Origin of the sequence: Streptomyces sp. NPDC008317 (assembly GCF_042955955.1) — a bacterium.
GTDB lineage: Bacteria > Actinomycetota > Actinomycetes > Streptomycetales > Streptomycetaceae > Actinacidiphila.
Genome location: NZ_JBIBFQ010000002.1, coordinates 881,639 through 905,419, shown reverse-complemented (window position 1 = coordinate 905,419; position 23,781 = coordinate 881,639). Strand labels below are relative to the sequence as shown.

Here is a 23,781-nt window from a genome sequence, read left to right as displayed (position 1 = left end):
GTCGCCGGCGCCTGCCCCGTTCAGTCCCGCTCGAAGCGGGACTTCACGGGGTAGTAGGCGTTGAGGAAGGCGTACATCACGCGCGCCTGCTCCTCGGCGGGCACCTCGGCGTCGGGCGACTCGCCGATGCAGAAGACATCGTAGTTTCGGGACGCGAGCAGTCGGCCGAGCACCGAGTGGTGGTCGTAGTTGCCGACGTTGACGTAGCTGCACGAGATCCTGCCGGGCGCGCAGCGGCCGGTCAGGTAGCCGTAGTGGTGGTGCAGCGACGACGTGATCGACAGGTCGCTGTTGCCGCGGAAGGGGTTGGCCGCGGTCCTGGCCACCTCCTCCGGGAACCTCTCGCCGATCTCCGCGAGCACGCTGCGGCGCAGCGCGTGCGGCGTGTGCAGGAAGCTCTGCGTGGCGGTCCGTCCGAAGGCGTCCTCCAGCAGCTTGCGGTTGTTCTTGGCCGCTGCGAAGTAGCCCTCGTCCTCGTCCGACGGCTCGGTCGGCGGTACGGCGGTCGGCGACCGGAAGAAATTCGCCATGCCGTTGCTGAGGAAGAACAGCTCGGGTGTGACCGGGCGGCCCATGAAGACGTCGTCGTTCAGATAAAGGAAGTGCTCGGACAGGCCCTCGATCCGGTGGATCTGGCTCTCGATGGCGTGCGAGTTGAAGGTGGGCAGGCAACTCGGGTCGGCGAAGATGTCCCGGTGGCTCACCACCTTCACATCGGGGCACGACGTGTCGAGCCAGGGCGGCACCTGGTCGTCGGTCACCAGATAGATGTTGCGCACCCAGGGCGCGTACATCTCCAGCGACCGCAGTGAGTAGCGCAGTTCGTCACGGTTGCGGAACCTCACGTCGCCGTTGTCGACGTCCGTGTTCTCCGAGACCGGCAGTCCGCGTCGGCGGCGCGCCTCGTTGCGGCGGTCCTGCCATGCGGTGTCGTCGCCGTCCACCCAGGTGTAGACGACGTCGATGGGCTGGTCGACATCCCACATCAACTGCTTGGTGAACTGCGAGAGCGTCGGGTAGTCCCGCTCGCCCACCCGCAGCTTCGCGGTGGGTTCGAGGGACGGCAACCGGCGCCCAAGGAGCGTCGTCGCCCGTGGGGTGGAACGCCAGCCGTCTTCCTCGTCGACGGACCAGAACTCCACGCTGCAGCCGTACGCGGGCCCGTAGCGCAGGGTACGGCTGCCGGTGACCACCGGCTTGAAGATCCGCAGCCCGGCCACCTCGCCGACGTCCCGCAGCCGTTCCGCCAGCACCGCTCCGGGCGCGGCGCCACGCGGGGAGATCAGCTCGGCGTAGACCGCCTTGCCGTGCAGGGCGGTGGCCAGCGCCTCAAGCACCCGGGGCCGTTCCTCGACCGGTACCGCGAGCCGGTGCTGGACGCCGTCGGCCCGCAGCAGGACGTACGGAATGCCGACGTCCTCAAGGACGGTGGCGCTGATCTCCAGGTTGGTCGCGAGCATTTGGGGCCCGTTGACGTCGTCGCGGACCTCGGCGAGCCGCCCCGCGGAGCGCACCAGCTTGCGGTCCTGCGCCTGGATCATCACCTCCCGGGCCTTCTGCTCGTCGGTGGAATTCGCCAGCGGCGAGACGGGCGCGGCCACGGTGAAGTTGCGCGTGCCGCCCGCCACCACCCGCAGCGCCGCCCGGTCGGCACGTCGTCCCAGGCGCTGCGGGTTGTCGCGCTCGGCCACCAGCCGGGTGAACAACTCCTCCCAGCGGGCGGTGATGTCCTCACCGCTGAAGCGCTCGTAGACGCCCTCGCGCGCCGCCTTGCCGAAGGCGTGCCGAGTCTGCTCGTCACCGATCAGCCGGGCCATCGCCTCGGCCAGCAGGTCGATCTCACCGGGCGGCACCAGCAGCCCGTCCACGTCGTGCCTGATGATCTCGGCCGGGCCGGTGACGATGTCGTAGGCCACTACCGGCACACCGGCGGCGAACATCTCCAGGAGCACCAGCGGGAAGGCTTCGTTGCGCGAGGGCAGGACACAGAGCCCGGCCTTGGCCCACTCCTCGTCCATCTGCTGCGAGCGGCCCACCAGTTCGACCCGCAGTTGCAGGCCGAATCCCTCGACGAGCTGGCGCAGCCGCACTTCCTGGGGGCCGTCGCCGAATATCCGGAGCTTCCAGTCGGGGAAGTCGCCGGAGATCTGGTGGAACGCCTGGATGGCGTGGTTGAGCTGTTTTTCCGGGGTCATGCGGGCGGCCAGCACGATGACCTTGTTCTGGAGGTCGGAGCGCGGGCGGTAGCCGTCGGACACCGCGTTGGGAATGGTGACGAGCTCGGGCGCCGCGTCGCCGAGCGAGTCGGCGAACCAGTCGTTCGTGCGCTCGGTCAGCGACACCAGGGCGTCGATCCGCGGGCCGTACACCAGCAGCGGTTCACCGGCTACGCCGCGCAGTTGGGAAGCGCGGTGCTCTTCGTGCACGGTCACCACACGGGCCGGAGCCAGTTCCGCGGCGGCGGCCATCAGGGCCGGGGAGGTGGTGATCAGCACATCGCAGTCGAGCGCGGGCAGCGCGGCGGTCATCTCGATGTCGGAGAGCTGGTCGAAGGTGTTCTCCCAGACCGGCTTGATCAGTTCGCTGGGCAGCGACTGCAGCGTCCTGCACGCTTCCTCGTCCAGCGTGCTGCGGCGTACCGGACGCCCGTAGGCGCCGGTCCTGTCCACCAGGTAGCGCCGCTTGATCTGCTTCGCCTCCGCGAAGAACGGCTCCAGGCGGGTCTTGAAGACACTCAGCACTTCGACTTCGTGCCGGGCGGAGAGATGGATCGCCTGGGTGTAGGCGGCCATTTCCGTGCCGCCCATCTCGTCGCCCCAGGTGAGCAGAAATGTGATCTTCATGCGTCCTCGTTGGTTCCGATGGCCGCGCAGGCCACCGCAAGGGCACCGGCAGGCGTGAGATAGACGTGCGCACGGGTCAAGGAACCGTCGTCCAGGGCGATGATGCGAAAGGGAGTCCGGAAGACCTGCTTGGGATGACGCACCTGGGTGAGCCGCTTGGCGACCTTCAGCTTGGCGCGCCCCCCGCGCAGTTGGACGTCCCAGGTGCGCTGGACGCCCGGACCGTCGGTCATGGCTCGCAACGGCAGGTCGAAGGTGAAGTTGTCGCCGTCCCAATCGAGCGCCGCCGAGACGGATTTGTTGGCTCCCCGGCGTACGACCTCGGCGGTGTACTCGGTCACCGGGTGCCGTGCGGCCAGCAGTCGGCCGTGCACGGTCACCCGGTCCCAGAGCAGGTCGAATCTGACGAGTTCGGCCTGGTGGGCGGGGGCTGTGACCTTGAGCATGGCGCGGCCGTCCACCGAGCGCACCGGCCGGAAGACCGCGCCGCTGGACTCGGACGGCGAGGTCGGGAGCATCGGGCCGTGCACCGCGGCGAACGCCAGGGCGGCCAGGTCGGATCTGGTCTCACGACCGCCCTCGTCCGTGACGACGACACAGAACCGCCAGAGCCCCGCACTGAGCAGCAGCCCGCGCCCCGTGTCGTTCTCACCTTCGGTGTACCGCAGCGGTACCGTCGCGGTGAGCAGCAGGGACGTGTCGGACTCCGGCTCCAGGGCGAGGTCGACACTGACCCGATGGTTGCCGTGGATCAGTTCGAGGCGGGCCGCGGAAGGGTCGGCGGTGTGCCGGGAGAAGGGCACCGCGAGGTTCAGCGTGCGGCCGCCGAGCACTGAGAGGTGGACCGGGGTGATCATCGGCCGCGGTCTGATGCCTGTACCGAGCGCGGGCACAGTGTTCATCCGCTCGACCTTGCGGCGGGCTCGTACCGCCAGGGTGCGGGCGCGCTTTACCGCGCCCACCGCGTAGGGCAGGAGCGAATCACTCACGGCGCACGTGTCTCCCATTCTCATTGGTCAGCCAACGCATCCTGTCAAGGATGCCAAACATCAGCAAGTTGGCCGAATGTTGCAATTCCTGACCATGGCTGTTCACCTGCGGGCCAATCGAATGTGTGAAGTGGATCACTGGTTCCGCCGGAGCCGTGTCACTGCCACCCGCTGTGAGTCGAGGCGGTGGAAATGATCGCACAGCGGGTGAACGCGGCGGGAACGCCGAGTCGATTCCCGGAGTCGTCCGTGCGGCCCCGCTTGCCGTGCGCGCCCTGAGCGGCGGCTCGGTCCGGCAGGTCTTCCCCGTGGTCGCCGTTGGTAGGGTTCGGCCATGACCTGGATGATTACCGGCGGCGCTGGTTATATCGGTTCGCACGTTGTCAGGGCGCTCGTTGCCGATGGACAGCAGGTGGTCGTCGTCGACGATCTGAGCACCGGAGATCCCGAACGCCTGCCGGCCGGTGTGCCGTTGGTACGCGGCACCGTCCTGGACCGGGCGCTGCTCGACCGGACGCTGAGCGAACACGACGTCCGGGGCATCGTGCACATCGCGGCGAAGAAGCAGGTCGGAGAGTCCGTCGAGCGCCCGCTGTGGTACTACCGGGAGAACGTCGAGGGTCTGCGGACCGTACTCGAGGCCGCCGTCGAGGCGCGGGTGCAGCGCTTCGTCCTGTCGTCTTCCGCGGCCGTATACGGAATGCCCGACGTGGACCTGGTCACCGAGCAGACCCCGTGCGAGCCGATGAGCCCGTACGGCGAGACCAAGTTGGCCGGCGAGTGGCTGGTCACCGCGGTCGGGCGGGCGCACGGGATGGCCACCGCGTCGTTGCGCTACTTCAACGTCGCGGGCGCGGCCGCGCCCGAGCTGGGCGACCCGGGGATCTTCAACCTGGTGCCGATGGTCTTCGACCGGCTCTCCCGCGGCCGGACTCCGCTGATCTTCGGCGACGACTACCCGACGCCGGACGGCACCTGCATCCGCGACTACATCCACGTCGAGGACATCGCGTCCGCGCACGTCGCCGCCGCCCGCCGGCTCACCGAGGACTCGAAGGCGGCCCTGGTGCTGAACATCGGCCGGGGCGAGGGCGTCTCCGTGGCGGAGATGGTCGGCATCATCCAGGAGATCTCGGGTCACACCGGGATCGCCCCGGAGGTCACCGCGCGTCGGCCCGGCGACCCGGCCAGGGTCGTGGCGTCCGCCGACGCGATCGGCAGGGAACTGGGCTGGAAGGCCGTCTACGACGTGCGCGAGATGGTGGCCTCGGCCTGGGCGGGCTGGCAGTTGCGACACCCGGAGTAACCGGGGCGCGCCATTCCGATTCGGGGAGTCGGACTCACTCACGGTGAGTCCGGCTCCCCTTTTTCATGCGGCTGACCAGCCGGTTCCGCAGGTCAATGCATTCCGGCCTTTTCGGCTTTTGCTTCCGGTACTTGCCTGACCCGGACATGTGATGACGGTCACATCAAAGCGAAGAAACCCCGGCTCGAAATTGTCCCTCTTGTGCAGCGGGTGGTCGAAATGATCACACGAGAGGTGAACGGAGCCGGAACGTTGGACCGAATGCTGGAACAAGGAAGCAGGGGTCCCGGACGCCGGGTCGTGGTGGGTTCGATGGCGGGCGCACTCGCGGCGGCCACGGTCGCGGGTTGTACGGGTCGGAGCACCGCGGCCAAGCCGAGGATGACGGGAGCGCCGGTCGTCTTCGGGCCGCCCCCGACCGGCGGTGTACTGCCCGCCTCCGCGCGGGTCACCTTCGGTGCCCCCGCCGCACCGCTCGTGATGCAAGTGGTCGCGCACCCCGACGACGACCTGTACTTCATGAATCCGGACACCGCCGCCACCCTCGACCGTCATGTGCCGGTCGTCACGGTCTACGTGACCAGCGGCGACTCCTTCGGCGTGAACCGCGCCCCCGGCCACCCGCGCCCGCTGCCGAACGTACCCGCGTACGTCTCCGCGCGGCAGCAGGGGCTGCGGCAGGCGTACGCGCGGATGCTCGGCGCGGAGATCTTCACGCCGTGGACGCGTACCGCGCTCGCCCTGCCTCACGGCGGCGCAGCCGAGGTCAACACCCTCGAACACGACGGCAGGCGGGCCGAGTTGGTCTTCCTGCGGATCGACATGCACACTCCGGTGCGCGGCGGCGGCACCTTCGGCATCGACAAGCTCTGGGCCGTGGACGGGACGGTACGGACGGTACCGCTGCCCGACGGCCCGGTACGCGCCGCCCACACCTTCGACCGGCAGACGCTGATCGACGCGCTCGCCTTCCTCTTCACCACCTTCCGGCCGACGCTGATCCGCACCATGGACCCCGACCCGGACATCCAGGTCCACAACGCGCGGTACCCGCGCGACAGCGACCAGGTCGGCTACTCCGACCACCGTGACCACACCGCCACCGCGCTGTTCACCTGGCGGGCCATGGCGCAGTGGACCGAGAAGGCCGCGGCGAGCGGCGGCCCGGTCCCGACCTTCCTCACCGAGGCCTACCGCGGCTACTACAACCAGCGCTGGCCGCACAATCTCCCGCAGGCCACCGTCCGCTTCAAGGCGGACGTGCTCGATGTGTACGGCGGCGCTCCGGGCTGGAAGTGCGGCGACACCGGCGGCTGCGGTGACTACAGCGTCGGCCAGGGCGACGCGCTGAAGTCCCCGCGCGGCTGGGTCCGCAGCACCCACTACCGCTACCCGACCTCTGGTCCGCAGGCGGTGGCCGCCAAGGACGGCAGGCTCACCGTGTACGGCGTGCTCGGCACCCGGGCCGCCCGCTGGACCGAGACCGCGCCGGCAAGCGGACACTGGAATGCGCCTGAGGACCTCGGCGGGGGCCCGCTGACCCCCGCGCTCAGCGTCGTCACCGACAAGCACGGCCACCATCTGCTGTTCGGCCTGCGCTTCTCCGGTCTGTCGGCCGCGCCGGGCGACAACACCCGGGAGGTCGTGGTGCTCGACCAGCAGGTGGGTGCCTCGGGCAAGTCCGCCGGCGAAGACGGCGACCGGGCGATCCGGGGCTGGCGCAGCCTCGGCAGCCCCGAGGCGAATCCGGTCCGCGGCCGCAGGGTCGGGCCGCCGACCGCTGTGATCGGCAAGGACGGCCGGATCCACGTCTTCGTCCGCAACGCCTCCAAAGGTCTGAGCACGCGGGTCCGCGACGCCTCCGGTCAGTGGTCGCCGTGGCAGCAACTCGCCGGCGGCCAGGTCCAGGAGGGACTGACCGCGACCGTCGACCACGACGGCCGGATCCACGTCTTCGCCGCGGGCCACCAAGGGGTCCACCAGTGGACTCAGTCCACCCCGAGCGCCGAACTGGTCGGCCGTCCCCTGCGGCACACCGGCGTGCCCGGCGAAGTGCCCGAAGCGGTGACCGCGGCGGACGGTTCGCTGCTGCTGGCCTTCCGCAGGCCGGAGACCGCCGAGATCGCGGTCGAACGCCTCACCGCGGGACGGCATGGTCGCTGGATTCCGGCCTCCGCCGTGCGCGACGCGGGCTTCGGCCCGGTCGCCCTGCTCAGCGGCCGGGGCGCGGAGACCAACCCGCTGCTGGCCGTACGCGCCGACTTCGGCAACGCGCTGCTGGTGCACGGTGAATACGGCAAGGGACCGGCCGCCGCCACAGCCAGTACCCCGACGGAGCCCTTCGCGGTCGGCCGCCCCGACGTGCTCGTCGCGGGCACCGACCGTACGGCCCTGGTCTCCTTCACCGTGAACGCCACCCCGGGCGTCACCCGCGTCCACGGCACCGGCACGTTCACCCAACTGGCCACGAGATAGCACGGGTTGTCGGCCGTGACGCGCGAGGGCGCCCGCACCTGGAAGGTGCGGGCGCCCTCGTCCGTCCACTCAACAGGCGGCGGACACCACAGGACGTCTCAGAACAGACGGCTGTAGCCGTTCCAGCCGCCGCCCTGCTTCACCGGAGCCTTGAACTGGCCCGTGCCGGTGGAGCTGTAGCTGAACAGATTGCCGCTGGCGTCCACACCGAGCAGGTCGGCGCGGCCGTCACCGTCCATGTCGCCCGGCGACGCCAGCTTGTTGTAGCGGTTCCAGCCCGTGCCGATCTTCACGCGGGTCTCGAACGGGCGGGAGCTGACGCCCGTCCCCTTGTACAGGTAGAGCGTGCCGTCGCTGGTGCGCGCGACGATGTCCGCCAGGCCGTCACCGGTGAAGTCACCGGCGCCCACGATGGCGTTGTACGCACCCCAGCCGGGACCGACCAGCAGGCGGCCGGTCAGCGCCGCGCCGGTGCCCTGGCCCCGGTAGAGGTACAGGTTGCCCGAGGTGTCACGGGCCAGCAGGTCGCCCTTGCCGTCACCGCTGAGGTCACCGGGGCCGACGAAGAGGTTGTAGCCGCCCCAGCCGGTGGCCAGCGGGCTGCTCACGTCGGAATCCAGGTTCCACAGGTTGGTGCCGTCCCGGAACAGCAGGTCGGCGTACCCGTAGTCACCGAGCGACGAGGCCAGTGCGAAGGTGTTGTATCCCCCCGAGCCGCCCGCCACCTGCTGGCGCGCGGCGAGCGTCCCGTTGTTGTTGGTGTAGTACCAGTAGAAGGTGCCGCCGGTCGACAGGCCGTAGAGCTCCTTCTTGCCGTAGGCCGGGTTGGAACCCGCGCCCGCGAACAGCTCCACGTTCCAGTCTTTGTAGCCGCCCTGCTTGGGCGCGAAACCGCCCGCGCCGTTCTGCCGGTAGATGTAGAGAGTGCCATTCGTGGCCCTCGCCAGGACCGAGCCGTCACCGGTGCCGACGAGCTGGTTGTACGCGTTCCAGCCTGTGCCGATGGCGACGCGGGCCGCGTACGGACCGGCGGCGTTGCCCGTACCGGCGTAGAAGTACAGCGTGCCGTCCGTCTTACGGGCGATCAGGTCGCTGATGCCGTCGCCGTTCATGTCACCGGGGCTGGTGAGCTGGTCGTACTGGTTCCAGCCGGAACCGACGAGCACCTTGCCCTTGAACGGAGCGGAAGCGTTGCCGGTGCCCTCGTACAGATAGAGCTGACCGGCCGGCGTGCGCGCGACGATGTCGGGCTTGCCGTCCCCCGTGATGTCGTCGGTCGCGACCAGCTTGTTGTAGACGTACCAGCCGGTGCCGGTCCACCGCGCGCCGCCGTTGGGGAAGCTCCCCGCCCCGAAGTACGACAGGCGGCCCGAGTTGGTCAGCGCGAGGATGCCGGTGCCCTGCCCGTCCAGGCTGCCCGGGGTGAGGACGTCCTTGTACAGGGTGCCGTCGCTGCTGGCGCCGAGGTCGCCGTCGTCGTCGTTGTCCTTGGTGAGCAAGTTGTAGTAGTGCCGGTTGTTGCCCCGGTAGAGCTGGTCGGCGTAGCCGTCCCCGTCCGGGTCGTACCGCAGCGGCCCCGCCGCCGCCTTCGTGGAGTACTGCTTGGCCTGCTTGGGCAGCGTGAGCGTCGGCGCGGGCCCGCTGGGCGCCGTCGGCCGGGTGATCCTGTGCTGCGGGCCGCTGTCGGCCTGCGCGTTCGTGCTCAGCGCCAGAGCGCCGAGAGCGAGGACGCCGGTGGTGCACACCGCGACGAGGCGGCGGCGCTTCGAAAAGCGCACCGGCTGTGCTTCGGACACAATCCCCCCTGGGATGTGAGTGTGATGAATGCCGAACCCGATGCGAAGACCCGTCCGGTTCGGACGCGGCGAGTCTAGGTGAGGGGTCCGACAGACCTTAGACCGCGTGCCGATCGAGCGCCCCTGAATTCACCGCGGCAACGCCGACTAGACTGGGGCGATGACCTGGCTGATCACCGGCGGAGCCGGATACATCGGATCGCATGTCGTCAAATCGATGGTGGACGGCGGAGAAAAGGTGGTCGTCCTCGACGACCTCACCGCCGGTGACACCGAACGGCTGCCGTCCGGAGTTCCGGTGGAGCGCGCCAGCGTCCTGGACCGGGCCGCGCTCGACCGGGTGCTGGCCGCGCACGCGGTCGAGGGCATCGTGCACATCGCCGCCCGCAAGCAGGTCGCCGAGTCCGTCGAGCGACCGCTCTTCTACTACCGGGAGAATCTGACCGGCCTTCAGACCCTGCTGGAGGCGGCGGTCGACGCGCGCGTGCGGCGCTTCGTCTTCTCCTCCTCCGCCGCGGTGTACGGCATGCCGGACGTCGAACTGGTCACCGAGGACACGCCCTGCGCGCCGATGAGCCCGTACGGCGAGAGCAAGCTCGCGGGGGAGTGGCTGATCGCCGCGGCCGGCCGGGCGCACGGCATGGCCACCGCGTCGCTGCGCTACTTCAACGTGGCGGGCACCGCCGCGCCCGAGCTGGGCGACCGCGGCGCCGCCAACATCGTCCCGCTGGTCTTCCAGCGGATCTCGCAGGGCCGCCGCCCGCTGATCTTCGGCACCGACTACCCGACGCCCGACGGCACCTGCGTGCGCGACTACGTCCACGTCCAGGACGTGGCCGGCGCGCACCTGGCCGCCGCCCGCCGCCTGACCCGCGACCCCGAGGCGTCGCTGGTGCTGAACATCGGCAGCGGCCAGGGCGTCTCGGTGGCCGAGATGGTCGACCTGATCCGCGAGGTCTCCGGTCACACTGAGCTGGAACCCGAACTGGCCCCGCGCCGCGCGGGCGACCCGGCCCGTGTCGTGGCCTCCGCCGAGGCGATCGGCAGGGAGCTGGGCTGGACCGCCCAGTACGACGTGCGCGCGATGGTCACCTCGGCCTGGGCGGCCTGGCAGCTCCAGCACCCGCCGCGGTAGCCGGTCCTCCGGACGCGATCCGGAAACGGGCCGGAGAGGGACCGGAGACGGACCGGAAACGGACCGGAGACGGCCGGGGGCCGGGGCGCGCGACGGCACCGGCCGGAGCGCCGATTCGGGACAGGCGTGACAGCGGCGATACGAGGGACGTACGTGACAACGGCACGGCAGGACGTGGTGGAGGCCCGCAGGGTCGTGGTCAAGGTCGGCTCGTCGTCGCTGACCACGGCCGCCGGGGGACTGGACGCCGACCGGGTGGACGCGCTCGTCGACGTCCTGGCCTCGGTCCGCGGCTCGGGCACCGGCGCGAGCGCGGGACCGGGCGGCCGGCCGGACAAGGAGATCGTCCTGGTCTCCTCCGGCGCCATCGCCGCGGGACTCGCCCCGCTCGGCCTGGCCAGCCGCCCCCGCGATCTGGCCAGGCAGCAGGCCGCCGCCAGCGTCGGCCAGGGCCTGCTCGTCGCCCGCTACACCGCCTCCTTCGCCCGGTACGGCGTCCGCGTCGGCCAGGTGCTGCTCACCTCGGACGACGTCAGCCGCCGCGCCCACTACCGCAACGCCTACCGCACCCTCGACCAGCTGCTGGCCATGGGCGCCCTCCCGGTGGTCAACGAGAACGACACCGTCGCCACCGACGAGATCCGCTTCGGCGACAACGACCGGCTCGCCGCCCTCGTCGCCCACCTCGTCCGCGCCGACCTGCTGGTCCTGCTCTCCGACGTCGACGGGCTCTACGACGGCGACCCGCGTACGCCGGGCGCGACCCTGCTCACCGAGGTCGCCGGACCCGAGGACCTGGCGGGCGTCACCATCGGCAGCGCGGGCAAGGCCGGGGTCGGCACCGGCGGCATGGTCACCAAGGTCGAGGCCGCCAGGATCGCCGCCGAGGCGGGCATCCCCGTCGTCCTCACCTCCGCCGTGCACGCCGCCGACGCGCTGGCCGGGCGCCCCACCGGCACCCACTTCCACCGCACCGGCAAACGCTCCGCCGACCGGCTGCTGTGGCTCGCGCACGCCTCCACCCCGCGTGGCGCGCTGCGGCTGGACGCCGGGGCGGTCCGCGCGGTCACCGAGCGGCACAGCTCGCTGCTGCCCGCCGGGGTCACCGCCGTGGACGGCGACTTCGTCGCGGGCGACCCCGTCGACCTGCTCGACGAGACCGGGCACGCGGTCGCCCGCGGGCTGGTCAACTTCGACGCCCGCGAACTGCCCCGGCTGCTCGGCCGCTCCACCCGCGACCTCGCGGTCGAACTCGGCCCCGCCTACGAACGCGAGGTCGTCCACCGTGACGACCTGGTACTTCTGCGCCCCTGAGCCCCCGGAACCCTCGACTCCCCGGTCAATGTCCGGGGATCTCCTCAGGACCTTGGTTCGGGCCTTCTTGCCGAAAACGCCCCCGCGGCCCGCCGGAGCCTGGTCAACTTTGATGCGGAGGAGTCGTCAGCGCCTACCGGTGCGGACGGCGCTCGCGGAACGCAACCCACAGGGAGGCCGCCGGTGAGACGAGGGCGCCCAGGGCCATTGACCAGGGGTACGGGGGAACGCGCGCTGGTCAGCGTCGGCAACGACATCAGTGACGACATCGACGGGGACCCCGAGCGGGAAGCGCCTCCCGCCGAACGAGCGATATCCCGGCTGTGGCACGTCACGCTCAGCGTCTCGGGCCCCGAGACCCCGCTGACCGAGGTCAGACGCGGTCTTGAGCAGCTCGCCCACGACCACCCCTTCCTGCTCACCAGCCGGTACGCCACCGACCACGCGGAGATCCGCTACTGGGAGGAGGCCCGCGACCTGCACGACGCCGCCGCCATCGCGCTGCGGCTGTGGGGCGAGCACCGCTCGACGGCGGGCCTGCCGCCCTGGGAGACCGTCGGCCTGGAAGTCATCGACCGGGCGACCTACCACCAGCGCGTCGCGGAGGGCTACGGACCGCCGCCGGCCGTCCCGGTGGGCGTACACCCGTTCTAGGGCCCGTCCCCGCGGAGCACTGTCGCGGGACCTGCCAACCGGCCGGTGGCGGGCCGGTACCCTGCTTCCATGACCCACCCGCCGCTGCCCTCGCCGCTGCCCAAGTCCCCCGTGCTGCTCGCCGCGTACCGCGCGCGGGCCGCCGCCGCGGACCTGGCCCCGCTGCCGCGGTCCGTCAAGGACGACGCCCTGCTGGCCATCGCGGACGCGCTGATCGTCCGCACGCAGGAGATCGTCGCGGCCAACGCCGAGGACGTGGCGCGGGCCCGCGCGGCCGGGACCGGCGACACCGTCGTGGACCGGCTCACCCTCACCCGTGAGCGGGTCGCGGCCATCGCCGCCGACGTCCGGCACGTGGCGGGGCTGCCCGACCCGGTCGGCGAGGTGCTGCGCGGCTCCACCCTGCCCAACGGCCTGGAGCTGCGGCAGGTCCGCGTCCCGCTCGGCGTCGTCGGCATCATCTACGAGGCCAGGCCCAACGTGACGGTCGACGCCGCCGCGCTCTGCCTGAAGTCGGGGAACGCGGTGCTGCTGCGCGGCTCCTCCTCCGCGTACGCCTCCAACACCGCTCTCATCACCGTGCTGCGCGACGCGGTCGGCGGCGCGGGACTGCCCGCCGACGCCGTCCAGCTCGTGCCCGGCGAGAGCCGCGATTCCGTCACCGAGCTGATGCGCGCCCGCGGCATGGTCGACGTGCTGATCCCGCGCGGCGGCGCCGCCCTGATCCGTACCGTCGTCGAGGGTTCGACCGTTCCGGTGATCGAGACCGGCACCGGCAACTGCCATGTGTACGTGGACGCCGAGGCCGACATCGACATGGCCGTGGAGGTGCTGATCAACTCCAAGGCACAGCGCCCCAGCGTCTGCAACTCGGCGGAGACCCTGCTGGTGCACCGCGACATCGCCGACCGCTTCCTGCCGCGCGCGCTGGACGCGCTCGCCGAGGCCGGGGTCACCGTGCACGGCGACCCGCGGGTGCAGGCGCTGGCCGAGAGCAGCGGCAGCAAGGCCACCGTCGTGCCCGCCACCGCGGAGGACTGGGAGACGGAGTATCTGTCCTACGACATCGCCGCCGGGGTCGTGGAGAGCCTGGACGCGGCCGTCGAGCACATCCGGCTGTGGTCCTCCGGCCACACCGAGGCGATCGTGACGTCCTCGCAGGCCGCCGCGCGCCGCTTCACCCAGCGGGTGGACGCCGCCGCGGTGCTGGTCAACGCCTCGACCCGGTTCACGGACGGCGGCCAGTTCGGCTTCGGCGCCGAAATCGGCATCTCGACCCAGAAACTGCACGCCCGCGGCCCCATGGGACTGCCGGAACTGACCTCCACCAAGTACGTCGTCACGGGTGACGGACACATCCGCTGACACCCGCCGACACGCGGAAGTGTCCTCCGGACGGCCCACAGACAGTCCGGATTCCCCTGCCCAAAGGACCAACTTCCGCATTACTCTGGACAGATGCCGGACGATGACGAGTTCGCCTCCGTAGTCCTCGACGAAGAATTCGTACGGTCCGCTCTGTTCCATGAGCCCTCGGCCAAGGAACGGATGCTTGCCGTCGCCGAAGGTCCCGCGCTACCGCCCGGCTGGCCGGGTCGGAATCGAGCCGGTGCTCACGCCGCTGTCCCCGAACTGGACGAAGCGGGAGTACCGGATTCCGACGACCTCTACCCGGCCGGACGGCCGTACCGCGGGAGCAGTACCCGCTGGCACCGTCCGGTGGCCTGGGCCCTGGCCGTGGTCATGGGCATAGGGGTGGTCGCCCTGACCTTCGCCGCGGTCTACCGCGGCGCGGGCGGCGCGACCCGACCACCGGTGGTCCCCCCGCCGTCCAGCGGCCCGGTCGGCACACAGAGCAGCCTGCCTCCGGTCGCCGCGAACCGGCTTCCCTGATCTCCTGTCATAAGTTGACCGGTACCAGGGCGTTTATTCGCACGCCCAGAGACTTAACCTTGTGATATGAGCGGGCCTGGAAATCCTCCTGAGGGCACGCCCGAGGGCGTCCCCGGAGGCGGTGAGGACGAGTACCGATCCGTCGTGTTCGACGAGTCGTTCGTCCGGGCTGCCCGGATCCAGGAGTTCTCCGCCCAGGAGCGGCTGGACGACGCCGACCGGGCGGTCCGCGTCCGGCACGCGCTGCCGCGCGGCCTCGCCCGGCAGGCGGTCGCCCTCATCACGCTCATCGTCGTCGCCTTCGGCTTCGCCATCTACATGGGCGTCAGGCACCCCTACAAGGGCCGCGGCCAGGACGCCACGGAACAGCTCAGGGCCACCGTCATCCCGCTGGTCCCGTCCGGCAAGGTCGCCTCGGTCTCCGCGACCGAGCCCTTCCGCGGACAGCGCGCGGAGGCGTACCGGGTCGGCGCCGAGGGCATCACGATGCCCGCGATCCACCGGATCGGCGACTACGGCGTGGGCGAGGTGACGCAGGCCTTCAGCACCGCGAAGCTCTATCTGACCGACTCGTCGATCAATCAGGAGACGGTCACCGGCGGCGATGTGAGCAGTGTCCGCGCCCTGCTCGACCCCGGACAGCTCGACCAGTTCGACAGCAGCCTGACCCGGCCGTACACCGACGGCACCCACGAGGCGACCGGCTGGCTGGTCCGCTTCGACCCGGCGGCGCGGGTGCGGCTGGTCCGGGACGGCATCCGCGTGCAGGGCACCCTGGACGCCACCGAGACCGGCGACGACGAGCTGGAGATCGCCGCGGACCACACCTTCGTCTACGCGCTGTACCGGCCGGGATTCGCCGACAACGCCGTGTCGCTGTTCACCGTGCGCCGCCAGATGCGATTCCGCTTCAGCCACGCCGACCTGCGCCAGCGCCAGATCCAGGTCGTCCAGGCCGATGTGGCGGCGGGACCGCTGGCCTGCGGCGCGGCCGTACAGAACTACTTCCGGCCGATACTGGCCGGCCAGTCGGCGCCCGGCGCGGTCGCCGGAGCCGATCCGTACCGCCACGACCGGCCGGTCGGCGCGGTCTGCGCCCCGCTGACCGACGCCACCACCGGGCAGCCGCCTGCCACCGCGAGCACGACGGCGCCGGGCGTGCGGCCGAGCAGCACGACGGCGCCGGGCGTGCTGCCGAACGCCACATGGCTGCCGCGGGGCGCCGCGGGCGCGCCCGGCGCGCCGGGAAGCCCCTCGGTCAGCCCATCCCCGGCTGCGGCTCGGACGGCGGCCCCGAGTCCTCGGGCGAGTCGCCCGAGCCTTCTGACGCCCCCGCCGCCCCGTTCGTCGAGCCCGAGCCTGTGAAGCGGTCGCGCAGCTTGCCGCCGATGTCGCCCGCCCCGGACGAGATGTCCCGGATCAGCCCCATCAGCGGGTCCTTGCTGCTCCTCACCGTATCGGCGTAATGCGTCGCGGACTCCTTGAAGGAGTCGTACACCGAGGTGTCCTTGTCCTCCTCGCGCCGCGGGTAGTGGCCGTCCATCAGCCGCTGGTAGTCCCGGCTGCCCGCCCACTTGCGCAGCTCGGCGGCGCGCACCGTGGTGAACGGGTGACTGCGCGGCAGCACGTTGAGGATCTTCAGCACCGAGTCGCGCAGATCGCCCGCCGCCTCGAACTCGTCGGCCTGCTTCAAGAACGCGTCCACGTTCATCTCGTGCAGATGGTTGCCGCCCGCGATCTTCATCAGACCGCGCATCGACGCCTGCACGTCCTGACCGACCAGCAGACCGGCGCGGTCCGCGGACAGTTCCGACTTGCGGAACCACTCGCGCAGCGCGGTGACGATCGCGAGGATCGCCAGATTGCCCAGCGGGATCCACGCCACGCGCAGCGCCAGGCTGGTGAGGAAGAGCAGTATCGTCCGGTACACCGAGTGGCCGGACAGCGCGTGGCCCACCTCGTGGCCGACGACCGCCCGCATCTCCTCCTCGTCGAGCAGCTCGACCAGGCCGGTGGTGACCACGATGATCGGCTCGTCCATGCCGATGCACATCGCGTTGGGCTGCGGGTCCTGCGTCACGTACATCGCCGGGACCTTTTCCATGTCCAGGATGTAACAGGCGTCCCGCAGCATCGCGTTGAGATGAGCGAACTGCTCGTCGCTGACCCGCACCGAGTCCGACAGGAACAGCAGCCGCAGCGACCGCTCGGGCAGCAGACCGCTGAGCGCCTTGAAGACCGTGTCGAAGCCGCTGAGCTTGCGGAGCGCCACCAGCGCGGACTTGTCGGCCGGGTGCTCGTACGCCCGCGACGAGATGCCGGGGAAGCGCTTGCGGTTGCGCCCCGGCAGGTTCTTCTGACCGTCCTGCGTGTCGTTCGGTCCATTCGGCACGGACATACTGGCCCAACCCCCTGATAGCCAACCGGTACATACTCTGGACGCGCGGAGCCTGCGCGAAGTTCCCTTCCGCCCGCCCGTACGATGTGCCGAGAGTCTTCTCCCCCGTCCCCGATATCGCAAAGGGTCCCGCTGATCATGTCGTCCAACGCAGCCTCCGCCCTGACCACACTCGCCGAGGGGGGCGGCAACCACAACAGCCTCAGCCCGTACGTGACCGGCTTCGGCGCACTGGCCGCCCTGCTGCTCCTGCTGTGGATCGTGACCCGCTTCAACCGGGACTGACCATGCCGGACGCGAAGCACCGCATCGGGGTGATGGGCGGCACCTTCGACCCCATCCACCACGGTCACCTGGTCGCCGCCAGCGAGGTCGTCAGCCTCTTCCACCTCGACGAGGTGGTCTTCGTGCCGACCGGCCAGCCGTGGCAGAAGAGCGACCAGAAGGTGTCGGCCGCCGAGGACCGCTACCTGATGACGGTGATCGCCACCGCGTCCAACCCGCAGTTCTCGGTGAGCCGCAGCGACATCGACCGCGCGGGCAAGACGTACACCATCGACACCCTGCGCGATCTGCGCGCCGAGCACCCGGGCGCCGAGCTGTTCTTCATCACCGGTGCCGACGCGCTCTCCCAGATCTTCTCCTGGCGGGACGCGGAGGAACTGTTCTCTCTCGCGCACTTCATCGGGGTCACACGCCCCGGGCATACGCTGTCGGACCCGGGCTTCCCCGAGGGCGGTGTCTCGCTCGTGGAGGTCCCGGCGCTGGCGATCTCCTCCACGGACTGCCGCCAGCGGGTGGCCAAGGGGGATCCTGTCTGGTACTTGGTTCCGGACGGTGTAGTGCGCTACATCGACAAACGCGCGCTGTACCGGGACGCGACCGGGTAGCTCCGCAACGAACCACGTGAAGGGGTTCCTCGTGAACGACGCAAACCCCCGTTGGCAGCAAGCCGAGGGCGGTCCTGAGAACGAGAGAGACCCTTACGCGCAAGACCCCTACTACCAGCAGCAGCCCTACGGTTACGACCCGTACGCACAGCCCCATCCCGCGCAGCAGCAACAGGGGCAGCAGCCGCAGCAGCAGGCCGCTCAGCAGGCGCCGCCGCACGTCCCCCAGCAGCAGCCGCACCCCGGTTACCAGGACCCGTACTACGGCGACCCCTCGCAGACCTACGCCGGCCAGCAGCAGGGCTGGATCCCGCAGCAGCCCCAACAGCCGTACTACGAACAGGGACCGGGCCCCGGCGGCTACGGCCAGGGACAGGGCCAGGCGCCGGGCCAGAGCCAGGGACAGGGCCAGGGTTACGGCGCCGGGCAGCCGCAGGCGTACGACACCGGGCAGCACACCGTCTACGAGACCGGCCAGCAGCCCCCCGTGTACGACACCGGCCAGCACGCGGTCTACGACACGGGGCGGCAGCAGCCGGTCTACGACACCGGTCAACAGCAGCCCGTCTACGACACGGGCCAGCAACCGGTCTACGACACCGGCCGGCACGCCGTGTACGAGACCGGGCAGCAGCCGCCGGTGTACGAGACCGGGCAGCAGCCGCCCGTGTACGACACCGGGCAGCAGCCGGTCTTCCCCGAGGAGCCCGGGACGCGGCAGGCACCGGCCGCCGCGGGCGGGGCGAAGGGGCCCGACGGGCAGTATCTGACCGAGCAGTTCGCCTTCATCGACGAGGACTCTGAGGAGTCGGAAGAGGTCATCGACTGGCTGAAGTTCTCCGAGTCGCGCACCGAGCGCCGCGAGGAGGCCAAGCGGCGCGGCAAGAACCGCAAGGTCGGCCTGATCCTGCTGGTCGTGCTCGCGATGCTCGGCGGCGTCGGCTATCTGTGGCAGGCGGGAAAGCTGCCCGGCCTCGGCGACTCGAAGGGCCCGGCCGCGGCGGCGGGCGGCGCGCAGAAGCGCGACGTCATAGTCGTGCACCTGATGCCGGTCGACAAGGGCGCGCCCGCCACCGCGCTGCTGGTGGACAACGAGACCAAGGGCCGCGGCACGACGGTCCTGCTGCCCAACTCCCTCAACGTCACCACCGAGGACGGCACGTCGACCACCTTGGACAAGGCGGTCGGCGACGGCGTCGGCCCGACCAGGGACGCCCTCAACTCGCTGCTCGGCTCCGACATCAAGGGCACCTGGCGGCTGGACACCCCGTATCTGGAACTGCTGGTCGACTCGCTCGGCGACGTCTACGTCGACACCGACGCCGAGGTGAAGGGCACCGGCAAGGACAAGGACAAGACGCTGGTCCGGCAGGGCAAGCAGACCGAGCTGACCGGCCAGGCGGCCGTCGCGTACGCCACCTACCTCGCGCCGGGCGAGCCGCAGACCAAGCAGCTCAGCCGCTTCGGGCAGGTCATGCAGGCGCTGCTGAAGAAGATGCCCAGCGACGCGGCGTCCGCGACCAAGACCGTCCAGTCGCTGGCCCAGATCCTCGACCCGTCACTGACCGACCAGCAGCTCGGCGCGTCGCTCGCGCAGCTCGCGGAGCTGGCCAAGACCGGCGCGTACGACACGGCGATGCTGCCGGTGCAGAAGGACGGCACGCTCACCGCGAAGACCAGCGACAGCGTCGTCAAGGACATCCTCGGCGGCACGGTCAAGACCTCCGACGCGACCGCGCAGGCCCGCGTGCAGATCAAGGACGCCACCGGCGACAAGAAGTCGGGCCCGATGGCGCAGGCCGCGATCGTCAACGGCGGCACGTACACCTATGTGCCGGGCGGCACGGCGGACAAGTCCCAGGCCCTCTCGCAGATCGTCTACGGCGACGACGCGCGGCTGGCCGCGGCCAAGGACGTCGCGTCGACCCTGGGGCTGCCCGCGAGCGCGGTGAAGAAGGGCACGGTGCCGGCGACCGCGGACATCTCGGTGGTGCTCGGCAAGGACTACAAGCAGACGGGCCAGTGAGCGCCCGCCGCGGGCTCCGGTCGCCGGTGACCGAGCGTGGTGACCGGTCCGCGGTGACCGAGCGTGGTGACCGGTCCGCGGCGATCGGCGCATGGTGACCGGCGCGCGGGCTCCGGCCCGTGGTGACCGGCGCGCGGTGATCGAAAAGGGGTCGGGGGCTGTCCGAGGGTCGTGAGACCCTTGGGTGACCAGCCCCCGACCCGAAAGTCTCCTCAGTGACCGCCACGGACCGTTCCATCGAGCTGACCCGTACCGCCGCCCAGGCCGCGGCCGACAAGCTCGCGCACGACATCATCGCCTACGACGTCAGCGACGTCCTCTCCATCACCGACACCTTCCTGGTGGCCTCCGCGCCCAACGACCGACAGGTCAAGGCCATCGTCGACGGCATCGAGGAGACCCTGGCCAAGGAGCTGGACGCCAAGCCGGTACGGCGCGAGGGCGAGCGGGACGGCCGCTGGGTGCTGCTCGACTACATCGACATCGTGGTGCACGTGCAGCACTCCGAGGAGCGGGTCTTCTACGCCCTGGAGCGGCTGTGGAAGGACTGCCCGGAGATCGAGCTGCCGCAGGACGCGGTCGCGACCCGCGGCAAGGGCGCCGAGCACGCCCAGGCGCAGGAGGCGCAGGACGAGGGAGACCTGAACTGAACGGGAACAAGGGCGGCCGTGGCCGCCGGATCGTGCTCTGGCGGCACGGCCAGACGGCCTGGAATCTCGAACAGCGCTTCCAGGGCAACACCGACATCGAGCTGACCGCCGAGGGCACGGCGCAGGCGCGCCGCGCCGCCCGGCTGCTCGCGGCGCTGCGGCCGGACGCGATCATCGCCTCCGACCTGCGCCGGGCCGCGGGCACCGCCGCGGAGCTTGCCGCGGTGACCCACCTGCCGGTCACGCACTACGAGGGTCTGCGCGAGACCTTCGCCGGAGCCTGGCAGGGCCTGACCCACACCGAGATCGTCGAGCGCTACGGCGAGCAGTACGCGGCCTGGAAGCGCGGCGAGCCGGTGCGGCGCGGCGGCGGCGAGCTGGAGACCGAGGTCGCCGACCGGGCCGCGCCCGTGGTGCTGACCGCCGCCGACAAGCTCGCCGACGACGGCGTCCTCGTCGTCGTCAGCCACGGCGGCACCATCCGCACCACCATCGGACGGCTGCTCGGCCTGGAGTCCACGAGCTGGGAGTCGCTCGGCGGCCTGACGAACTGCTGCTGGTCCGTCCTCGGCGAGGGCGCCCGCGGCTGGCGGCTGCTTGAGCACAACGCGGGCACCCTGCCGGAGCCGGTCCTCGGCGACGACACCTGAGCGCGCGCCGGACCGTGCTCGCGGCGGCCTCCGGACGGCCCTCGACCGGGTCCGGGACGCGTCCGCGCGCGGCGGTGCAGCGGATTTCGTTTCCGGCGCGCTCACCGGCTATGCTTCTTCTCGTCGCCGGGGAAACCCGCGCTGACGCGGGGCTGTAGCTCAGTTGGTAGAGCGCTTGCATGGCATGCAAGAGGTCCGGGGTTCAATTCCCCGTAGCTCCACAAGGTCGAGGGCGGAGTGTGCTCGCGGAAACGCGAGTCACTCCGCCCTCTGTCGTTTCTGCCCGGCCGCGCCTCGCGCCGCGGGGGCTTCGCCATCTGGAGCCCCGTGAGGTCGGCCGGGCCGGACGCCGAGGCGGGAGTACCCCGGGGACACGGTCCACACGCCACGTACGAAGGTCCCGTTCCCTCACCGGGGGAGCGGGATCTCTGCGTTCCGGCCCTCCCGCGTGGCCTGCTCGGCCTTCTCGCGCAAGATCTCGGAGAGCGGGCGGCCGTGCTCGGGGCAGCCGACGACCGGGTCGGGGATGGCGCGCAGGCGCTCGATCCGGCGGGTGTCCTGCGCGCCGAGCGGGGTGTAGACGACGATGCGGTGCTCGGCCATGCCGTCGATGCTCAGCGAGCTGGACGACAGATTGACGGTGCCGACCGCGTGGTGCCGGAAGACCTTGACCCGCCTGCCCGGCGCGGCCACGGGCGCCGGGACCCCGGGGGCGGCGGGCGCGGTCTCGCCCTGCCGGGCCTGGTCGTGCTCGGCGCCGCGGTGACGCTGCTCACCGTGCCGCTCGTCCTCGGGCAGGAGGAGGGCTGGCCGCTGTGGGGCTGGTTCTCGCTGGGCCTGAGCGTGCTGCTCTTCGCGCTCTTCATGGTGCTCGAAGCGCGGCTCGCCCGGCGCGGCGGCGCCCCGCTGGTGTCCGCGCGTGTGCTGCGGGCGCCGGGCATGCGGCGCGCGGTGACGGTGATCTCGCTGACGATGGCGGCCAACGCGGGTTTCCTCTTCGCCATCGCCCTGCACCTCCAGTCGGGCCTCGGCGACAGCGCGCTGCGCACCGGTCTGACCTTCGCGACCTGCGCGGTCACCTTCGGCGCCGTCGGCCTCAACTGGCGTCGGCTGCCGGTGTCCTGGCGGCCGTGGCTCGCCCCGGCGGGCCTGCTGGTCGCGGCCGGGTCCTTCGCGGGCCTCGGGCTCGCGCTGCGCGGCGGCGGCCATGGCGGGGCGCTGCTCTACGGCACGCTGCTGCCCCTGGGCGCCGGACTCGGCCTCGCCTTCAGCCCGACGCTCACCCTGGCGCTCGGCAAGGTCGCGCCGCGCGACGCGGCGGAGGCCAGCGGCCTGCTCGCCACCGCCACCCAGCTCGGCCAGCTCCTCGGCGTCGCCACCCTCGGCACGCTCTACCTCAACCGGCTCGACCTGCCCGGCGCCCACCCCTCGGCCCACGCCTACGCCGTGACGTCGGCGGCCATGGCGGCGGTGTCGTCGGTCGGCGCCGTGGTCGCGGTCGAGTGGCGGCGGAGCGGGCGGCGCCGGGCCTGAGGCGCGGAGGGCCTGTGCCGGTGCGTCCTACGCGTCCTGTGCGGCCTCCGCGTCCTCCCCGTCCTCCGCGTCCTGCGCGTCCAGGAACGGGTAGTCGGTGTAGCCGCGCTCGTCGCCGCCGTAATACGTGGCCCGGTCCGGGGTGTTGAACGGTCCGCCCGCGCGGAGCCTGCGCGGCAGGTCGGGGTTGGCGAGGAAGAGGGCGCCGTACGAGAGCATGTCGGCGGTGCCGTCCTCGATCAGCGCCAGCTCCTCCGGGCCCGAAGGGCGGCCGACCGTACGGGCGTTGAGGATGAGGGCGCCGGAGAAGCGTTTGCGCAGCTCCAGGGTGAGCGCCCGGTCGTCGTTCTCGATGAGGTGCAGATACGCGGGGCCGACCGCTTCGATCGCCTGGACCAGCGCGACATACGTCGGTCCCGGCTCCGGCTCGTGGAGGTCGCCGAGCGGATTGCCGGGCGAGACGCGCAGGCCCGTACGGTCGGCGCCGATCGCCCCGGCCACCGCCGTGACCAGCTCGACCGCGAACCGTATCCGGCGCTCGGGGGAGCCGCCCCAGTCGTCGGTGCGGACATTGGAGTTGGGCGCGAGGAACTGGTGCGCCAGATAGCCGTTGGCCGCGTGCACCTCGACGCCGTCGAAGCCCGCCGTGATCGCGTTGCGGGCCGCGGCGGCGTGGTCGGCCACGGTCTGCCGGATGCCGTCCTCGGTCAGCTCCTCGGGGACGACGAACTCCTTCGGCCCGTCCCGCGTGTAGACCGTGCCCTGGGCGGCGACGGCCGAGGCGCCGACCGGTACGAGGCCGTCGGGCAGCAGGGAGGGGTGGCCGATCCGGCCGGTGTGCATGAGCTGCGCGAAGATCCGGCCGCCCGCCGCGTGCACGGCGTCGGTGACCCGGCGCCAGGCGGCGATCTGCTCGTCGCTGTGCAGACCGGGAGTGTCGGGATAGCCCTGGCCGACGGGGGAGGGCTGGGTGCCCTCGGTGACGATCAGCCCGGCGGAGGCGCGCTGCGCGTAGTAGCGCACGGCGGCGTCGGTCGGGGCGAGTCCGGGACCGTACGCCCTGCTGCGGGTCATCGGTGCCATGACGATACGGTTCGGCAGCCGCACACCGCCGAGGTCGAGGGGGTCGAACGCGGTGGTCAAAGCGGTCTCCAGGCTCGTCCGGCGGCGGGGCTCGTAGTCGGCCGGAAGCCACCGTAACCGCGGATCCGCCCCGGAAATGTTGAGGA

At 71.2% G+C, this 23,781-nt stretch carries 20 protein-coding genes and 1 tRNA gene; 15 read left to right on the top strand and 6 right to left on the bottom strand.

What is annotated here, in order from left to right; genetic code table 11:
• Nucleotides 1–20: 20 nt before the first annotated feature.
• On the bottom strand, nucleotides 21–2,843 hold the full coding sequence (locus ACFY9V_RS09010) for a stealth conserved region 3 domain-containing protein (protein ID WP_391160344.1): 2,823 nt from the start codon (nucleotides 2,841–2,843) through the stop codon (nucleotides 21–23).
• Complete coding sequence (locus tag ACFY9V_RS09005; protein WP_391160342.1) at nucleotides 2,840–3,832, bottom strand: hypothetical protein; 993 nt, start codon at nucleotides 3,830–3,832, stop codon at nucleotides 2,840–2,842. Before ACFY9V_RS09005 ends, ACFY9V_RS09010 begins: the two co-directional genes overlap by 4 nt.
• A gap of 334 nt (nucleotides 3,833–4,166) precedes the next feature.
• Between ACFY9V_RS09005 and galE (ACFY9V_RS09000) the strand changes: the two genes are divergently transcribed.
• A complete protein-coding gene (gene galE, locus ACFY9V_RS09000) occupies nucleotides 4,167–5,138 on the top strand; it encodes a UDP-glucose 4-epimerase GalE (RefSeq protein WP_391047568.1) in 972 nt (323 codons plus the stop codon).
• Nucleotides 5,139–5,450: 312 nt separating this feature from the next.
• Complete coding sequence (locus tag ACFY9V_RS08995; RefSeq protein ID WP_391160339.1) at nucleotides 5,451–7,613, top strand: PIG-L family deacetylase; 2,163 nt, start codon at nucleotides 5,451–5,453, stop codon at nucleotides 7,611–7,613.
• A 98-nt stretch (nucleotides 7,614–7,711) separates the two neighbouring features.
• Here the strand turns inward: ACFY9V_RS08995 and ACFY9V_RS08990 are convergent, their stop codons facing one another.
• Nucleotides 7,712–9,409, bottom strand: a complete 1,698-nt coding sequence (locus ACFY9V_RS08990; RefSeq protein ID WP_391160336.1) for an FG-GAP-like repeat-containing protein — start codon at nucleotides 9,407–9,409, stop codon at nucleotides 7,712–7,714.
• Nucleotides 9,410–9,569: 160 nt separating this feature from the next.
• Here ACFY9V_RS08990 and galE (ACFY9V_RS08985) point away from each other — a divergent pair, with 160 nt between their 5' ends.
• The 6 genes from galE (ACFY9V_RS08985) to ACFY9V_RS08960 all read left to right on the top strand — a co-directional run bounded on the left by galE (ACFY9V_RS08985) (nucleotide 9,570) and on the right by ACFY9V_RS08960 (nucleotide 15,770).
• Entirely contained in the window at nucleotides 9,570–10,544 is a 975-nt protein-coding gene (galE, locus tag ACFY9V_RS08985) for a UDP-glucose 4-epimerase GalE (RefSeq protein ID WP_355348945.1), read from the top strand.
• 153 nt (nucleotides 10,545–10,697) lie between these two features.
• The gene (proB, locus tag ACFY9V_RS08980) at nucleotides 10,698–11,858 is read left to right on the top strand and encodes a glutamate 5-kinase (protein WP_391160333.1); all 1,161 of its coding nucleotides are present in this window, start codon (nucleotides 10,698–10,700) and stop codon (nucleotides 11,856–11,858) included.
• A 183-nt stretch (nucleotides 11,859–12,041) separates the two neighbouring features.
• Entirely contained in the window at nucleotides 12,042–12,512 is a 471-nt protein-coding gene (locus ACFY9V_RS08975) for a hypothetical protein (protein ID WP_391160332.1), read from the top strand.
• Between the two features lie 69 nt (nucleotides 12,513–12,581).
• Nucleotides 12,582–13,877 (top strand): glutamate-5-semialdehyde dehydrogenase, encoded by a 1,296-nt coding sequence (locus ACFY9V_RS08970; protein WP_355348936.1) that lies wholly within the window; start codon nucleotides 12,582–12,584, stop codon nucleotides 13,875–13,877.
• A 93-nt stretch (nucleotides 13,878–13,970) separates the two neighbouring features.
• A complete protein-coding gene (locus ACFY9V_RS08965) occupies nucleotides 13,971–14,405 on the top strand; it encodes a hypothetical protein (RefSeq protein WP_188283116.1) in 435 nt (144 codons plus the stop codon).
• A gap of 66 nt (nucleotides 14,406–14,471) precedes the next feature.
• A complete protein-coding gene (locus ACFY9V_RS08960; protein ID WP_391160330.1) occupies nucleotides 14,472–15,770 on the top strand; it encodes a hypothetical protein in 1,299 nt (432 codons plus the stop codon).
• Here the strand turns inward: ACFY9V_RS08960 and ACFY9V_RS08955 are convergent.
• Nucleotides 15,664–16,797, bottom strand: coding sequence for a M48 family metalloprotease (locus ACFY9V_RS08955; RefSeq protein WP_391160327.1), 1,134 nt, complete (start codon nucleotides 16,795–16,797; stop codon nucleotides 15,664–15,666). The genes ACFY9V_RS08960 and ACFY9V_RS08955 overlap by 107 nt on opposite strands.
• A 144-nt stretch (nucleotides 16,798–16,941) precedes the next feature.
• On the opposite strand from ACFY9V_RS08955, the gene ACFY9V_RS08950 reads away from it, so the two are divergent.
• The 6 genes from ACFY9V_RS08950 (at nucleotide 16,942) to ACFY9V_RS08925 (ending at nucleotide 21,240) form a co-directional block, all read left to right on the top strand.
• Nucleotides 16,942–17,088: a hypothetical protein gene (locus tag ACFY9V_RS08950; protein WP_355348984.1), complete on the top strand. Its 147-nt coding sequence runs from the start codon at nucleotides 16,942–16,944 to the stop codon at nucleotides 17,086–17,088.
• A gap of 2 nt (nucleotides 17,089–17,090) precedes the next feature.
• Entirely contained in the window at nucleotides 17,091–17,693 is a 603-nt protein-coding gene (gene nadD, locus ACFY9V_RS08945; RefSeq protein WP_355348927.1) for a nicotinate-nucleotide adenylyltransferase, read from the top strand.
• A gap of 31 nt (nucleotides 17,694–17,724) precedes the next feature.
• Nucleotides 17,725–19,719, top strand: a complete 1,995-nt coding sequence (locus ACFY9V_RS08940; RefSeq protein ID WP_391160325.1) for a LytR C-terminal domain-containing protein — start codon at nucleotides 17,725–17,727, stop codon at nucleotides 19,717–19,719.
• 215 nt (nucleotides 19,720–19,934) lie between these two features.
• Nucleotides 19,935–20,369 carry a ribosome silencing factor gene (gene rsfS / locus ACFY9V_RS08935; RefSeq protein ID WP_355348921.1) on the top strand — a complete coding sequence of 145 codons (435 nt, stop codon included), beginning with the start codon at nucleotides 19,935–19,937 and terminating at the stop codon, nucleotides 20,367–20,369.
• Nucleotides 20,366–21,019, top strand: a complete 654-nt coding sequence (locus ACFY9V_RS08930) for a histidine phosphatase family protein (RefSeq protein ID WP_355348981.1) — start codon at nucleotides 20,366–20,368, stop codon at nucleotides 21,017–21,019. Before rsfS ends, ACFY9V_RS08930 begins: the two co-directional genes overlap by 4 nt.
• A gap of 148 nt (nucleotides 21,020–21,167) precedes the next feature.
• Nucleotides 21,168–21,240: transfer RNA gene (locus ACFY9V_RS08925), tRNA-Ala, on the top strand.
• A gap of 187 nt (nucleotides 21,241–21,427) precedes the next feature.
• Here the strand turns inward: ACFY9V_RS08925 and ACFY9V_RS08920 are convergent.
• Nucleotides 21,428–21,712 (bottom strand): hypothetical protein, encoded by a 285-nt coding sequence (locus ACFY9V_RS08920; protein WP_391160323.1) that lies wholly within the window; start codon nucleotides 21,710–21,712, stop codon nucleotides 21,428–21,430.
• On the opposite strand from ACFY9V_RS08920, the gene ACFY9V_RS08915 reads away from it, so the two are divergent.
• Nucleotides 21,674–22,552, top strand: coding sequence for an MFS transporter (locus tag ACFY9V_RS08915; protein ID WP_391160321.1), 879 nt, complete (start codon nucleotides 21,674–21,676; stop codon nucleotides 22,550–22,552). The two genes, ACFY9V_RS08920 and ACFY9V_RS08915, sit on opposite strands and share 39 nt — an antisense overlap.
• A gap of 27 nt (nucleotides 22,553–22,579) precedes the next feature.
• Here ACFY9V_RS08915 and ACFY9V_RS08910 read toward each other — a convergent pair whose 3' ends face one another.
• Nucleotides 22,580–23,695, bottom strand: coding sequence for an alkene reductase (locus tag ACFY9V_RS08910; RefSeq protein WP_391160319.1), 1,116 nt, complete (start codon nucleotides 23,693–23,695; stop codon nucleotides 22,580–22,582).
• Between the last annotated feature and the right edge of the window lie 86 nt (nucleotides 23,696–23,781).